The following is a 13,680-nucleotide window of genomic DNA, read 5'->3' as shown; positions in this document are numbered from 1 at the left end:
CCGCCTCGCCCGCAAGGCTGCCGATTGGGCCGAGTGGGCCGAGTGGAGGCGCCCCGTCAGGCCGGTGCGGTGGGGTCGGCGAGTTCGGACTCCTGCAGCGCCCGCCACATCACCTTGCCGCTACCGCTCTTGGGAAGCGCATCCACCAGTTGCACGATGCGGGGCACTTTGTACACGGCCATGTTGTCGCGGCACCAGGCGATGATGTCGTCGCCGCTCACCTGGCCCCGGTATTCCTGGCGCAGCACCACGACGGCCTTGACCGTCTCGCCCCGGTAGCTGTCGCGCGCCGCGATGATGCAGGCTTCCTGGATCGCAGGGTGGCGGAACATGAGGGCCTCGACCTCGGCCGGCCACACCTTGAAGCCGCTGGCATTGATCATCCGCTTGAGCCGGTCGGTCAGAAAGAAATAGCCCTCCTCGTCCACCCGCCCCAGGTCGCCAGAACGGAAAAAACGCTTGCCGTCCAGATCGATGAACGCCGCCTCAGTCGGCCCGGGCAGCTTCCAGTAGCCGCTGAACACGCCGGGGCCGTGCATGACGATTTCGCCCTGCTCGCCGGGTGGCAGCTCCTGCAGGGTGTCGGGGTCGATCACGCGCGAGTCGGTGCTGATGAAGGGAATTCCCAGGCACTGCTGCTTGGGATGGTCGGGCGGATTGGTGTGCGACGGCGCGGCGGTTTCGGTCAGGCCGTAGCCTTCGGTGTAGCGCAGGCCGTATTGCTCGAACAGCCGCTGCGCCACCGCCTGCGGCATGGCGGCGCCGCCGCCGCCGATGTACGACAGGCTGGACAGGTCGTACTGAGCGAAGTTCGGGCTGCCCATCAGGTCGATGACCATCGTTGGAATGTTGGTCCAGTTGGTCACGCGGTGGCGGGAGATGAGCCGGCCGGCCAGGTCGCGGTCCCAGCGCGGCATGAGCACCAGCGTGGCGCCCACGTAGAGGCACGAGTGCATCACGCTGACCATGCCGGTGATGTGGAACATCGGCACGACGGCCAGCGTCACGCTCTCCGGCGTGGCCGTGCTCCACAGGCTGCTGGCGACCGCGTTGTGCATGATGCTGCGGTGCGGGTGCATGCAGCCCTTGGGCAGCCCGGTGGTGCCGCTGGTGTAGGGCAGCACGGCCAGGTCTTGCGGCCCCACTTCGATGCCGGGCGGCGGTGCCGTGCAGGCCATGGCGTCTTCCCAGGCGTGCACTTGGCCGCCAGCGAGCGGCGGCAGTGGGTAACGAGTGCAGAGCCATTCCTGCCAGGCGGGCGGAATCGCATCCGCCCCGGCTTCCTCGACCGAGAACGCATCGGTGAACTGCGTGACCACCAGGTGCGCCAGCCCAGTGCCTGCCGGCAGGGCATCGCTGGCGCGGGTCAGTTCTGGCGCGAGGTCCGCCGTGGTGATGACCACGCGCGCGTCGGGGTCGGTGATGTAGTGGGTGAGCTCTTGCGCGCGGTTCATCGGGTTGACGGGCACCACCACCGCGTTGGCCCGCAGGATCGCGAAATGCGCCATCACCAGTTGCGGGCAGTTCTGCATGCACAAAACCACCCGGTCGCCTTTTCGCACGCCCAGCGAATGCAGGTGCGCTGCCAGCCGCTGCGCGCCATCGGCCAACTGGCGGTAGGTCAGCGCCCGGCCGAAGAAAACCAAGGCCGGTTTATCGGGATAGCGGTGGGCGCTGATCGCCAGGTTGTCCCAGAGCGAGGTGGCCGGAGGCGTGAGCGTGTGCGGAAGACGGCGAGGCCAGAAGGCATGGTGTGCGGGCATGGACGATTCGATTCCTTTGCCATGCAGCCTATTGTTCTTGCGCAGGCCCAGCATCGGGGATGCCCCCTACAGAGCGTCGCGTGGGCGACCCTGGCTTTCCGTGGGGCCCAAAGCCGGACACAGGCGGGGGCCGCAATGGTGCCAGGACGGAGACTTTTGTAACCGCCTGTCCCGCATCCACGGTTTGAGCGGGTTTGCGCGGCGACGCCGCCGCGCGCATCAACGACAATGTGCGGCTGGGCCGAACGCCCTGCCCCTGCCGGCACTGCCGGGCCGGGCAGTCCGCGCGGCGCCGTTCTTTCGATTTCTGCGGCAAGGCCTGTGCACAGGCCCTTGCCCAGCCAATCTTGCGGGTTTTACGGACAACATGAACATTGTCATTCTTGACGACTACCAGGATGCAGTGCGCAAGCTGCATTGCGCTGCACGCCTGGACCCCTACAACGCCAAGGTGTACACGAACACCGTCAAAGGGCTGGGCCAGCTTTCGGTGCGCCTCAAGGACGCGGACATCATCGTGCTGGTGCGCGAGCGCACCCACCTGTCGCGCCAACTGGTCGAAAAGCTTCCGCGCCTGAAGCTCATCGCGCAGACCGGCAAGGTCGGCTCGCATGTCGATGTGGCGGCCTGCACCGAGCGCGGCATCGCGGTGGCCGAGGGCGTGGGCTCCCCCGTGGCGCCAGCGGAGCTGACCTGGGCGCTCATCATGGCGGCGATGCGGCGCCTGCCCCAGTACATCTCCAACCTGAAGCACGGCGCCTGGCAGCAGTCCGGCCTGCGCGCGGCGTCCATGCCGCCCAACTTCGGCATCGGCACCGTGCTGCGGGGCAAGACGCTGGGAATCTGGGGCTACGGACGCATCGGCCAGATCGTCGCCGGCTACGGGCGCGCCTTCGGGATGAACGTGCGGGTGTGGGGGCGGGAAGCTTCGCGGGCGCAGGCCCTGAGCGACGGCCTGCAGGTGGCGACCACGCGGGAAGAGTTCTTTGCCCAGTGCGATGTGATTTCGCTGCATCTGCGCCTGAACGACGAGACGCGCGGAGCCATCCGGCTGGAAGATCTGTCGTGCATGAAGCCCACCGCACTGCTGGTGAACACCTCGCGCGCGGAGCTGATCGAAGCCGATGCACTGATCGCGGCACTGAACCGCGGACGCCCCGGCATGGCGGCGGTGGACGTGTTCGAGAGCGAGCCGATCTTGCAGGGCCACGCCCTGCTGCGGCTGGAGAACTGCATCTGCACGCCCCACATCGGCTACGTGGAGCAAGACAGCTACGAGCTGTACTTCGGCGCCGCATTCGACAACGTCATCAACTACATCAAGGGCACGCCGACCAACATCGTCAACCCGGGCGCGCTGCAAGTCCGGCGCTGAGCGCCTTTGGCAGGCTGGCCATGCTTTTCAGCCAGCGCCAAGAATGAAAAAAGGCCTCCGCATGCGGAGGCCTTTTGCTTTCGGCGAGCGCCGCCGGTCTTTCAACCCGCGGCGCTGCTGCGTCCTCAGTTCAGAGGCGTCTTCTTGCCGTCCTTGTACACGTACAAGGTGATGGCGGGGTTCTTCAGTTCGCCATTGGGTTCGAAGGCGATGTTGGCCGTCACACCCTTGTAGTTGGACTTTTGCAGTTCAGGGATGTAGACCTTCGGGTCCCACGAGTTGGCACGCTTCATGGCATCGACCAGCAGCATGGTGGCGTCGTAGGTGTAAGGGCTGTACACCTGGAACTGGTTGGGGTACTTGGCGTCGTACTTGGCGCGCCATGCGGTGCCGCCAGGCATCTTGCCCAGCGAAGCGCCGCCTTCGGCGCAGACCACGTTGTTCAGCGTCTTGGCGCCCGCTGCGAGCTTGGCGATCTCGGACGTGCAGATGCCGTCGCCACCGAAGAACTTGACGTTGCCCATGCCCAGTTGTTCCAGCTGGCGCAGCATGGGGCCGGCTTGGGGGTCCATGCCGCCGTAGAACACCGCATCGGGGTTCTTGGACTTGATGGCCGTCAGGATGGCCATGAAGTCGGTGGCCTTGTCGGTCGTGAACTGCTCGTCCACCACCTTCATGCCCTTGGCCGTTGCCGTCTTCTTGAACACGTCGGCAACGCCTTGGCCGTAGGCCGTGCGGTCATCGACGATGGCCACGGTCTTGAGCTTCAGCGTGTCGGCGGCATAGAACGCCAGGCCAGCGCCCAGGGCGTTGTCGTTGGCGATGATGCGGAACGTCGTCTTGTAGCCTGGCTTGGTCAGGTTGGGGTTGGTGGCGGCGCCGGTGACGTGGGGAATGCCGCAGTCGTTGTACACCTTGGAGGCAGGAATGGTCGTGCCGGAATTCAAATGGCCCACCACGCCAGCAACCTTTGCATCGCACAGCTTCTGTGCAGCGGCGGTGCCTTGCTTCGGATCTGCGGCGTCGTCTTCCGCCTGCAGTTCGAACTTGATCTTCTTACCGCCGATCGTGACGCCTTGTGCATTCAGTTCTTCAACTGCCATGCGCGCGCCGTTTTCGTTGTCCTTGCCGTAGTGAGCTTGCGGGCCGGAAACCGGTCCCACGTGACCGATCTTGACCACTTGCTCTTGTGCAGAGGCCGCGCCGGCAAAAGCCGCGATAGCGGCAACCACGGTCAGTTTCAACTTCAGTTGCATATGAATCTCCATTAAGGGGTGAGCGCTGAGAAATATTGTTGTGTCTCAACGCCGGAAACATATCGCAATTTATGGGCCAGATCACTAGGGAACACGATGAAATGCGGCAGAAACCACAGGGGAATACCCTGTCACTGCCCATTCCTGCGTCAACCGGGCGCCGTTCCCGGGTGGCTGGCCAGCTCTTCGGCCACGGCTTCGTACACCGCGTGGCGCACCACGGACTCCACTTCCTCGCGCAGGCGGGGCACGATGGAGCGGGTCTGTTCGAGCACCACCGTGGCGATCGCCTCGCGCAGGCGCTGGTCCAGCACCACGTCCACGCGCTGCATCACGCGGTGGATCACCACTTCCTCGATGTCCTTCAGGCCTGGAGCGGGCCTTGCGAAGACCGCAGGTGCCGGGGCGGCCGAGGGCGTGGGTGTCGAAGGCAGCGTGGGACGCACTGGCGGCAAGGGGTGAGGCGCCGGGTTCGGCAAGGTGCGCGCCACGGCGGGCACAGCCACCGACGGTCGAGGCACCGACGGTCGAGGCACCGGTGCGGGCACGGGCGATACCGCAGGAGCGTGCGGCACGGAAGGGCTCACGGCACCCTTCACTGGCACGCCCGGCTGCCCCACGCCGGGTACGCCGTCCGCCAGCTGCACCACATCGGTGAGCGTGGGCACGAATCTGGGAGGGGCCTTGGGCGGAGGGGAAGACATCAGGCGCCTTTCAGAACGAGGTCGTGCCGAACGATCTGGTAGCCCCGCGCCGCATAGTGGCGCCAGCGATCGCGTGCGCCGCTGCGGTCGGCCTCGTCGTGCGCGCTGACCACCTCCACCAGCTTGCCGAAGCGCTCGAAGCCCTGCGGCACCGTGCCGCCCAGGTTCAACAGCACTTCGTGATGGGGCACGCGCCGCAGGTCCTGGGCCAGCAGCACGGGCGAAGCCTCGCGCAGTTCCTCGCCGTCTCGATCGTTGCAGTGCGCAACGAAATCCTGCGGCGCCATGGCCCACAGCGCGCGGTCGAGGCTGTCGAGTTCGGACTCCGGCCCGGTGATCACCAGCCGTGCATCGCTGCGCAGCACCTTGCGCGCAAAGCGGCACGCATAGGCCAGCTTGTCAGGCGCATTGAAGTGGAAAGCGATTTCCGTCATGTCATCCAGGCCGGGCCGTGGCAACGATCAGCGGGCGGCCGCGCGCGGTGCACGCACGGCCTTCGCGGCGGGCTTGCGCGCCACCACGGGCTTGGGCTGCGCGGCGGCATCCAGCAGGTAGTGCATCAGCAGCGCCACCGGCCGACCGGTCGCACCCTTGGCGCCACCGCCCTTCCATGCCGTGCCGGCGATGTCCAGATGGGCCCACGGCGTGTCGCCCACGTAACGCTGCAAGAATTTCGCCGCGGTGATGGCGCCGCCAGCGCGGCCGGCCACATTGCCCATGTCGGCAAAGTTGCTCTTCAGGCCCTCGCCGTATTCGTCGTCCAGGGGCATGCGCCAGCACGGGTCGAGCGCCGCATCGCCCGCCGATTGCAGGCTTTGCGCCAGCGCATCGTCGGTGGCGAACAGGCCGCTGCGCAGGCCGCCCAGGGCAACGACGCAAGCGCCGGTCAGGGTCGCGATGTCCACCATCGCCGCTGGCTTGAAACGCGCGGCGTAGGTGATGGCGTCGCACAGCACGAGGCGGCCTTCGGCGTCGGTGTTCAGGACTTCGATGGTCTGGCCACTCATGCTGGTGACCACGTCGCCGGGCTTGACCGCACGGCCATCGGGCATGTTTTCGCAGGCGGGAATCAAACCCACCACGTTGATCGCGGGCTTGAGCTCGGCCAGCGCGCGGAACACGCCGAGCACGCTGGCCGCGCCGCCCATGTCGAATTTCATCTCGTCCATCTCGGCGGCAGGCTTGATGGAAATGCCGCCGGTATCGAAGGTGATGCCCTTGCCGATCAACACCGTGGGGGCCTGGCCGCGCGGGCCGCCGTCGTAGCGCAGTTCGATGAATCGCAGGGGCTCTTCCGATCCCCGTGCGACGGCCAGGAACGCGCCCATGCCCAGCTTGGCCACTTCGGCCGGCCCCATCACCTTGCACTGGATGGAAGGGAACTTGGCCAGGGCCTTGGCCGCACCGGCCAGCAGCGTGGGCGTGGCATGGTTGGCCGGGCGATTCGCCCACTCGCGGGCGTATTCGATGCCCGACACCAGCGCCACGCCCCGCGTGAATTCCGCCTTGGCCGCGGCCGCATCGGCCACGCCGACCACCACGCGAGAAAGCACCTGCGGCTCGGTCTTGGATTTGGTGGCGGTGTACACGTAGGTGGCTTCTGCCAGCGCCTGCACGGCGGCGGCAACCGCGCCAGCGGCAGGGGCCGCGGCAAAGCACACGGCCGCGCGCTTGATCTGGGGCGATTTCAGCAGCGAAGCCGCGGCCAGGATGGCCTGGCGCGTGGCGCGGGGCGAACCGTCGCCACCGCCCAGCAACACGACTCGGCGGGCTGACACGGCAGGCATCTGGTAAAGCTGCAGGCTCTTGCCGGCCTTCGTGTCGAAGTCGCCGTTCTTCAGGGCATGCGCGATCAGGCTGGGCAACGCACCGCCTGCGGGTTTGGCACCCTCTGCCACCACCACGGCGAGCAGGTCGCATTTCTCGGTGGCAGCGCCGTCCAGGCTCAGGGTCTTCAGATCGAAGTTCATAATCGGTGTTTTCCTTCGAGCCAATGTTATTCGATTCATCCATTCGCAAGGAGCTGGCGCGCAGCTTCGGCGCGACCCTGGTGGTGCTGGTCACCGTGGTCATGACCATGATGCTGATCCGCACGCTCGGCCAGGCCTCGCGCGGCAGCGTCAATCCGTCCGACGTGATGCTCGTCATGGGCTTCACGGTGCTCGGGCAATTGCCCACCATCCTCAGCCTGAGCCTCTTCGTGGCCGTGGTCGGCACGCTGTCGCGCATGTACCGCGACAGCGAAATGGTGATCTGGTTCGCCAGCGGCCGGGGCCTCATCAACCTGCTCTCTCCCTTGCTGCGTTTCGCGTGGCCGGTGATGCTCGTGATCGCGACGCTGGCGCTGGTGATCTGGCCCTGGGCCAATCAGCAGATCCAGGCGCTCAAGGTCCAGTATGAGCAGCGTGGCGATGTGGACCGCATCGCGCCCGGCGAATTCCAGGAATCCGCCAACGGCAGCCGCGTTTTCTTCATCGACCGCGAAAGCCCTGATGCCGAGCAGGCCAGCAACGTCTTCATCGCCTCCACCGAACGCGGCCGCGAAACCGTCACATCGGCCCGCAGCGCCCGGCTGGAGACGCGCAACGGCGAACGCATGGTGCTGCTGACCGATGGGCAGCGGCTGGAGACCACGGTGGACAAGCCCGGGCTCAAGGTGAGCGAATTCATCGAATACGGCACCCGCATCGGCTCGGCACCCGCAGGCGCGCAGGACGAGCAGGCCGTCAAGACCCTCTCCACGCCCACGCTGCTGGCCTCGGCCGAGCCCGCGTTCCGCGCCGAGCTGGGGTGGCGCTTCGGGCTTGCGGTCGCCGCGCTCAACTTCGTGGTGATGGGCCTGGCGCTGGCCAGCGTCAACCCCCGCGCGGGGCGCAGCAGCAGCCTGGTACTGGCGCTCTTTGCCTTCGTCGTCTATTACAACCTCATGACCCTTGGACAAAGCTGGATCAGTTCCGGACGGCTCGGCGTGGTGCCTTTCATGCTGCTGCTGCATGGCGGAACGCTGGCGCTGGGCGTGACGCTGCTCACGGCGCGGCACCACCGCTGGTCGCCCAGCATGCTGTGGCGTCGCGGAGTGCGCGCATGAAGACCATCCGCCGCCTGATCTACCGCGAGGCCCTGTCGGCCGTGGCGTTCGTCACGCTCGGGTTCCTCGCGCTGTTCTTCTTTTTCGACATGGTGGACGAGCTGCGCTGGGTCGGCCGCACCGGGCCTGAAGGCTACCAGCTGTCCCACGCCATGCTGTTCGTGGCGCTGAGCATTCCAAGCCATCTCTACGAACTGCTGCCGATCACGGTGCTGATCGGCACCATCTTCGTGATGGCGCGGCTGGCGCAAAGCTCGGAGTTCACCATCATGCGCACCAGCGGCCTGGGGCCATGGCGTGCGCTGCGCACCCTGCTGGTGCTGGGGCTGGGGTTCGTCATGCTGACCTTCGCCGTCGGCGACTACATCGCGCCGGTCACCGACCGGGCGGCACAGCTGGTCAAGGCTCGGCACCTGGGCCAGTTGACCACGGGCGCGACCGGCGCCTGGCTGAAGGAACGCCAGGGCAGCCATTCGATGGCCGTGAACGTGCGTGCATTGAGCCCCGACGGCGGCATGCTCAACATCCGCGTGTTCGAGTTCGATGCCGATGGCCGGGTGGCTTCCACGCTGCAGGCGGCCAGCGGCACCTTCGCCAGCGACCACTGGGAGCTGAAGCAGGTCAAACGCAGCGTGTTCCACCGCAGCGGCGACGCCGAAGCCCGCGTGGAGCGCCTGCAGGAGGCCGAATTGCGCTGGCCCACGCGCATCAGCACCGACATGGTGTCGGCCTCGCTGCTCAAGCCCGACCGCATGGCGACCATCGACCTGTTCCAGTACATCCGCCACCTGGAGTCCAACGGCCAGGCCGCGCAGCGCTATGAAATCGAGTTCTGGCGCAAGGTGTTCTACCCCTTGAGCTGCCTGGTGATGGTGGTGCTCTCGCTGCCGTTCGCCTACCTCCATTTCCGCTCCGGCGGCATCGCGGGCTACGTGTTCGGCGGGGTGATGGCAGGCATCAGCTTCTTCCTGCTGAACAACGTGTTCGGTTATGCGGGCAACCTGCAGAACTGGTCGCCCTGGCTCACGGCGGCGGCGCCGGGGCTGATTTATTCGGTGCTATCGCTGGCGGCCTTCGGCTGGCTGGTGCTGCGCCGTTGACCGAACGAGAAAGACTGCCTGAGTGAACACCCCTGCCCCCAAAGGCGTCGTCCTTTTCGCCCACGGCTCGCGCGACCCCCTCTGGCGCGCGCCGATGGAGGCCGTGCAAGCCCATCTGCAGCAGCACCGCCCGGAGTTGCTCGTGCGCTGTGCGTACCTGGAGCTGACCACGCCCGACCTGGCACAGGCCGTCGCGGCGCTGGTCGGCGAAGGCGCCCTGCATGTCACGGTCGTGCCCATGTTTCTCGGCACCGGCAAGCACGCGCGGGAAGACCTCCCGCTGCTCGTGCAGGCGCTGCGCGATGCACACCCCGACGTTCACTTCACGGTACAGGGAGCGATCGGCGAAGACCCACGCATGACGGCACTGATGGCTGAAATCGCTGGCGAGTCTTGACCTGACCGGGATGGCGCAAAGCCAAAGCGCTGCAAACCGCTGGGTAAAAACGGGGTTCACTCGGCTTTTCGCGTGTTTTCTTTAGATTGCTGCAGCATAATGACCGCCTTCTTTAGCAGCAATAAGATATGAACCTGCACCAATTCCGCTTCGTTCAGGAAGCCGCGCGCCGCAATCTCAACCTGACCGAAGCCGCCAAGGCGCTGCACACGTCGCAGCCTGGCGTGTCGAAGGCCATCATCGAGCTGGAGGAGGAATTGGGCGTGGACATCTTCGCGCGCCATGGCAAGCGGCTCAAGCGCATCACCGAGCCCGGCCAGCATGTGCTCAAGAGCATCGAACTGATCATGCGCGAGGTGGGCAACCTCAAGCGCATCGGCGAGCAGTTCAGCGCGCAAGACAGCGGCACCCTCAGCATCGCCACCACGCACACGCAGGCCCGCTACGTGTTGCCGCTGCCCGTGGCCAAGCTCCGCGACGCCTATCCCAAGGTCAACATCAGCCTGCACCAGGCCACGCCCCATGAAGTGGCGCGCATGGTGATCGACGAAGTGGCCGAGATTGGCATGGCCACCGAATCGCTGGCCGACTACCCCGATCTCGTGACCCTGCCCTGCTACGAATGGCAGCATGTGCTGGTGATGCCCACCGCCCACCCGCTGGCGCAAAAAGAGCGCCTGGGCCTGGACGACATCGCGCACGAGGCCCTCATCACCTACCACCCTTCCTTCACGGGGCGCGGCAAGATCGACCAGGCGTTCGCGGCCCGCAAGCTGCAGCCGCGCATCGTGCTGGAGGCGATCGACTCCGACGTGATCAAGACCTACGTGCGCCTGGGCCTGGGGATCGGCATCGTGGCCGAGATGGCGATGCGCGACGATCCGCTGGGCGACCTGGTGGTGCGCCCGGTGGGGCACCTCTTTGGCCAGAGCGTGGCGCGCGTGGCCTTCAAGCGCGGCGCCTACCTTCGCAACTTCGTCTACAGGTTTGCCGAGCTGCTGAGCGACCGCCTGAACCGCGAACTCATCGCCCGCGCCATGACCGGCCACGTGAACGACTACGAGCTTTGATCGTCACCCCGGCGTCCCACCCATTTTTTGTCCAAAGCCCCGTTTTCGCGCCATGACCTCCCACGACAGCACCCCGCGCACGCCCGTTTTCCCCAGCAAGCTGCCCCAGGTGGGCACGACCATCTTCACCGTGATGTCGGCCCTGGCGGCCGAGCACGGCGCCGTGAACCTCGGCCAGGGCTTTCCTGACTTTCACTGCGATCCGGCGCTGATCGACGCGGTGGACGCCGCCATGCGAGCAGGCCACAACCAGTACCCGCCGATGGCTGGCGTGCCCGCATTGCGCGATGCCGTTGCTACGAAAATAGAAGCGCTGCACCGCCGTAAATACTGCGCCAACACCGAAATCACCATCACGGCCGGTGCCACCCAGGCGATCCTGACCGCCATCCTGGCGACGGTGCACGCGGGCGACGAGGTGATCGTGCTCGACCCCTGCTACGACAGCTACGCGCCCAATGTGGCGCTGGCCGGCGGCACCGTCGTGCGCGTGCCGCTCACGCCGGGCAGTTTCCGGCCCGACTTCGGCAAGATCGCCGCCGCCATGACGGCGCGCACCCGCGCCATCATCATCAACAGCCCGCACAACCCCAGCGCCACGATCTGGACGGCCGACGACATGCGCACGCTGCAGGAGCTGCTGGCACCCACCGACGTGCTGCTGATCAGCGACGAGGTGTACGAGCACATGGTGTTCGACGGCGCGCAGCACGAAAGCGCGGCACGCTTTACCGGACTGGCGGCGCGCGCGTTCATCGTCTCCAGTTTCGGCAAGACCTTTCACGTGACCGGCTGGAAGGTGGGCACCGTCGCCGCCCCGGCCGCGCTGATGGCCGAGTTCCGCAAGGTGCACCAGTTCAACGTGTTCACCGTGAACACGCCCATGCAGCACGGGCTGGCCGCTTATTTGAAAGACCCGGCGCCCTACCTGCAGTTGCCTGATTTCTACCAGGCCAAGCGTGATCTCTTTCGCCAGGGCCTGGAGGGCTCGCGCCTGCGCCTGCTGCCCAGCACGGGCAGCTATTTCCAGTGCGTGGACATTTCTGCCGTGAGCGATTTGAACGAAGCCGACTTCTGCCAGTGGGTGACCCGCGAAGTGGGCGTGGCGGCGATTCCGCTGTCGGCCTTCTACGGCGATGGCTTCGACCAGCGCGTGGTGCGGTTTTGCTTCGCCAAGCAGGACGACACGCTGCGCGAGGCGCTGCAGCGGCTGCGCAAGCTCTGAGCGCCGCGAACGGAGCCGCAGCGCGTTCCGCTCGCCAGCGCCCAGCCTCAAAAACCGGCCCGGTCGCTGAAGGCCCAATGACCGAGGACGCACGCACCAGGCTTTGCGGGGCAGAGCGAAATCACTGCAGTCAGGTGCTTTCAGCAGCCCGTCACGTTGGGTGGATGGTGCGCCGCACACGCTGCAAAAAGCGGATGGGTTGGGGCCTTCACGCTTCGAACCGGGCACCGCCGCCGGCCAGGCGCCGGTCGCAGCGGCGGCCAAACGGTGCGATGAACGGGCCCTGGGCTCAACCCTTCTGCGCCATTGCCGCGAGCACCTGCCCCTCGCAATGGCCGAATCCGATGGAGCGGTAGCCCTCGCGTTCGCCGCGGGCACGCAGCATGACGCTGTCGCCGTCCTGCAGGAAGGTGCGCTGTTCGCCGTTGTCCAGCACCAGGGGGCGCTTTCCGCCTTGCGACAGTTCGAGCAGCGAGCCGCCCTGGTCCGGCCCAGGCCCGGATTGCGTGCCCGAGCCCAGCAGATCGCCCGGCTGCAGGTTGCAGCCCCCACCGTGTGGTGCGCCAGCAATTGCGCCACGGTCCAGTACGAATCGGCGAAGTTGGAGCGCATCAGCCGCTGGTGCGGCAGGCCGTTGCCGCGCATCGCGGCGGTCTGAAGCCAGACCTCCAGCTGCAGATCGAACGCGCCGTGCGCGCGGTTGTCGGCACTGTCCAGATAGGGCAGCGGCGGGGGATGGCCTTCGGGGCGCACGAAGCCCGTGCGGAACGGGGCCAGGGCCTCCATCGTCACGATCCAGGGCGACAGGGTCGAGGCGAAGTTCTTCGACAGAAACGGGCCGAGCGGCTGGTACTCCCAGGCCTGGATGTCGCGTGCCGACCAGTCGTTGAGCAGGCCCAGCCCGAAGCAATGCGACTCCGCCTCGGCCAGCGGCACCGGTTCGCCCTGGGCATTTCCGGTGGCCACGTAAATCGCCATCTCCAGTTCGTAGTCCAGGCGCTCGCAGGGCCCGAAGCGCGGCGTGCCGCCCGGGCTGGCCGGGCCCAGTTGCGCGACCGGGCGGGCGAACCGCTGCCCCGACACGCCCAGCGACGACGCGCGCCCGTGGTAGCCGATGGGCACCCAGGGGTAATTGGGCAGCAGCGGGTTGTCGGGTCGGAACAGCCGGCCCACGGCCGTTGCGTGGTGGATGCTGGTGTAGAAGTCGGTGTAGTCGCCGACGCGCGCCGGCAGCGCATGCTCCGCCTCGGCCTGCGGCACCAGCGCAGGCTGCCAGCGCGCGGCACCGGGCGCGCCGGCCCGAAGGCCGTCGGACAACGCCAGGCGCAGGGCGGCGCGGGCCGGCTGGCCACGGGCCATCAGCGGGTTGAGCGTGCCGTCCTCGGTGCCTTCGAGCGCCGCCGCCGCGTCGCCAGCGAGCCACCCGTCATCACGCAGCGCGAGCAGGTCCACGATCTGGTCGCCGATGGCGGCGCCGGGGCGAAACCGCTCGTTGCTACCCGCACGCCGGAAGATCGCAAGCGGCAGGTTCTGGATGGGAAAGTCGGTGTCCGGCGCGTTGGCGCAGTCCACCCAGCTTTGCAAGGCAGCGTCGTGTGTTCGGTCGATTCGGGTCATGGGATGTGAGGCGTGGGCGTGAGGCTTAGGGCGGAAGGCTTCAGGGCGCAAGGCGTGGATCAGATCGAGAAGATCCGTCAGGCCA

Annotated in this window: 11 protein-coding genes and 1 pseudogene; 6 read left to right on the top strand and 6 right to left on the bottom strand. The window is 66.8% G+C overall.

Annotated elements, in window-relative coordinates; translation table 11 throughout:
• Positions 1 to 56: 56 nt before the first annotated feature.
• On the bottom strand, positions 57 to 1,763 hold the full coding sequence (locus AVHM3334_RS05530) for a long-chain fatty acid--CoA ligase (RefSeq protein WP_284410331.1): 1,707 nt from the start codon (positions 1,761 to 1,763) through the stop codon (positions 57 to 59).
• Positions 1,764 to 2,130: 367 nt separating this feature from the next.
• Between AVHM3334_RS05530 and AVHM3334_RS05525 the strand changes: the two genes are divergently transcribed.
• A complete protein-coding gene (locus tag AVHM3334_RS05525; RefSeq protein ID WP_092743921.1) occupies positions 2,131 to 3,138 on the top strand; it encodes a D-2-hydroxyacid dehydrogenase family protein in 1,008 nt (335 codons plus the stop codon).
• Positions 3,139 to 3,263: 125 nt separating this feature from the next.
• Here AVHM3334_RS05525 and AVHM3334_RS05520 read toward each other — a convergent pair whose 3' ends face one another.
• The 4 genes from AVHM3334_RS05520 to AVHM3334_RS05505 all read right to left on the bottom strand — a co-directional run bounded on the left by AVHM3334_RS05520 (position 3,264) and on the right by AVHM3334_RS05505 (position 7,068).
• Complete coding sequence (locus tag AVHM3334_RS05520) at positions 3,264 to 4,394, bottom strand: branched-chain amino acid ABC transporter substrate-binding protein (protein ID WP_284410328.1); 1,131 nt, start codon at positions 4,392 to 4,394, stop codon at positions 3,264 to 3,266.
• A 149-nt stretch (positions 4,395 to 4,543) separates the two neighbouring features.
• Positions 4,544 to 5,098, bottom strand: a complete 555-nt coding sequence (locus tag AVHM3334_RS05515; protein ID WP_284410326.1) for a hypothetical protein — start codon at positions 5,096 to 5,098, stop codon at positions 4,544 to 4,546.
• Positions 5,098 to 5,532, bottom strand: a complete 435-nt coding sequence (locus AVHM3334_RS05510) for a DNA polymerase III subunit chi (RefSeq protein WP_284410325.1) — start codon at positions 5,530 to 5,532, stop codon at positions 5,098 to 5,100. The genes AVHM3334_RS05515 and AVHM3334_RS05510 overlap by 1 nt, the downstream gene beginning before the upstream one ends.
• Positions 5,533 to 5,559: 27 nt before the next feature.
• Complete coding sequence (locus AVHM3334_RS05505; RefSeq protein WP_284410323.1) at positions 5,560 to 7,068, bottom strand: leucyl aminopeptidase; 1,509 nt, start codon at positions 7,066 to 7,068, stop codon at positions 5,560 to 5,562.
• Positions 7,069 to 7,091: 23 nt separating this feature from the next.
• Here AVHM3334_RS05505 and lptF point away from each other — a divergent pair, with 23 nt between their 5' ends.
• From lptF to AVHM3334_RS05480, 5 genes are all read left to right on the top strand, one after another.
• Positions 7,092 to 8,186 (top strand): LPS export ABC transporter permease LptF, encoded by a 1,095-nt coding sequence (lptF, locus tag AVHM3334_RS05500; protein ID WP_284410321.1) that lies wholly within the window; start codon positions 7,092 to 7,094, stop codon positions 8,184 to 8,186.
• On the top strand, positions 8,183 to 9,286 hold the full coding sequence (gene lptG / locus AVHM3334_RS05495) for an LPS export ABC transporter permease LptG (RefSeq protein ID WP_284410320.1): 1,104 nt from the start codon (positions 8,183 to 8,185) through the stop codon (positions 9,284 to 9,286). The genes lptF and lptG overlap by 4 nt, the downstream gene beginning before the upstream one ends.
• 22 nt (positions 9,287 to 9,308) lie before the next feature.
• On the top strand, positions 9,309 to 9,683 hold the full coding sequence (locus tag AVHM3334_RS05490; RefSeq protein ID WP_284410318.1) for a sirohydrochlorin chelatase: 375 nt from the start codon (positions 9,309 to 9,311) through the stop codon (positions 9,681 to 9,683).
• A 128-nt stretch (positions 9,684 to 9,811) separates the two neighbouring features.
• Complete coding sequence (locus AVHM3334_RS05485) at positions 9,812 to 10,753, top strand: CysB family HTH-type transcriptional regulator (protein WP_284410316.1); 942 nt, start codon at positions 9,812 to 9,814, stop codon at positions 10,751 to 10,753.
• A gap of 52 nt (positions 10,754 to 10,805) precedes the next feature.
• Complete coding sequence (locus AVHM3334_RS05480) at positions 10,806 to 11,978, top strand: pyridoxal phosphate-dependent aminotransferase (RefSeq protein ID WP_284410314.1); 1,173 nt, start codon at positions 10,806 to 10,808, stop codon at positions 11,976 to 11,978.
• A gap of 289 nt (positions 11,979 to 12,267) precedes the next feature.
• Here the strand turns inward: AVHM3334_RS05480 and fahA are convergent.
• Positions 12,268 to 13,595, bottom strand: a pseudogene (fahA, locus tag AVHM3334_RS05475) (fumarylacetoacetase).
• Positions 13,596 to 13,680 lie beyond the last annotated feature (85 nt).

It is taken from the genome of Acidovorax sp. SUPP3334 (assembly GCF_030159055.1).
GTDB lineage: Bacteria > Pseudomonadota > Gammaproteobacteria > Burkholderiales > Burkholderiaceae_C > Paracidovorax.
The sequence above is the reverse complement of the archived record's forward strand: the minus strand, read 5'-3'. Positions and strand labels throughout refer to the sequence as shown.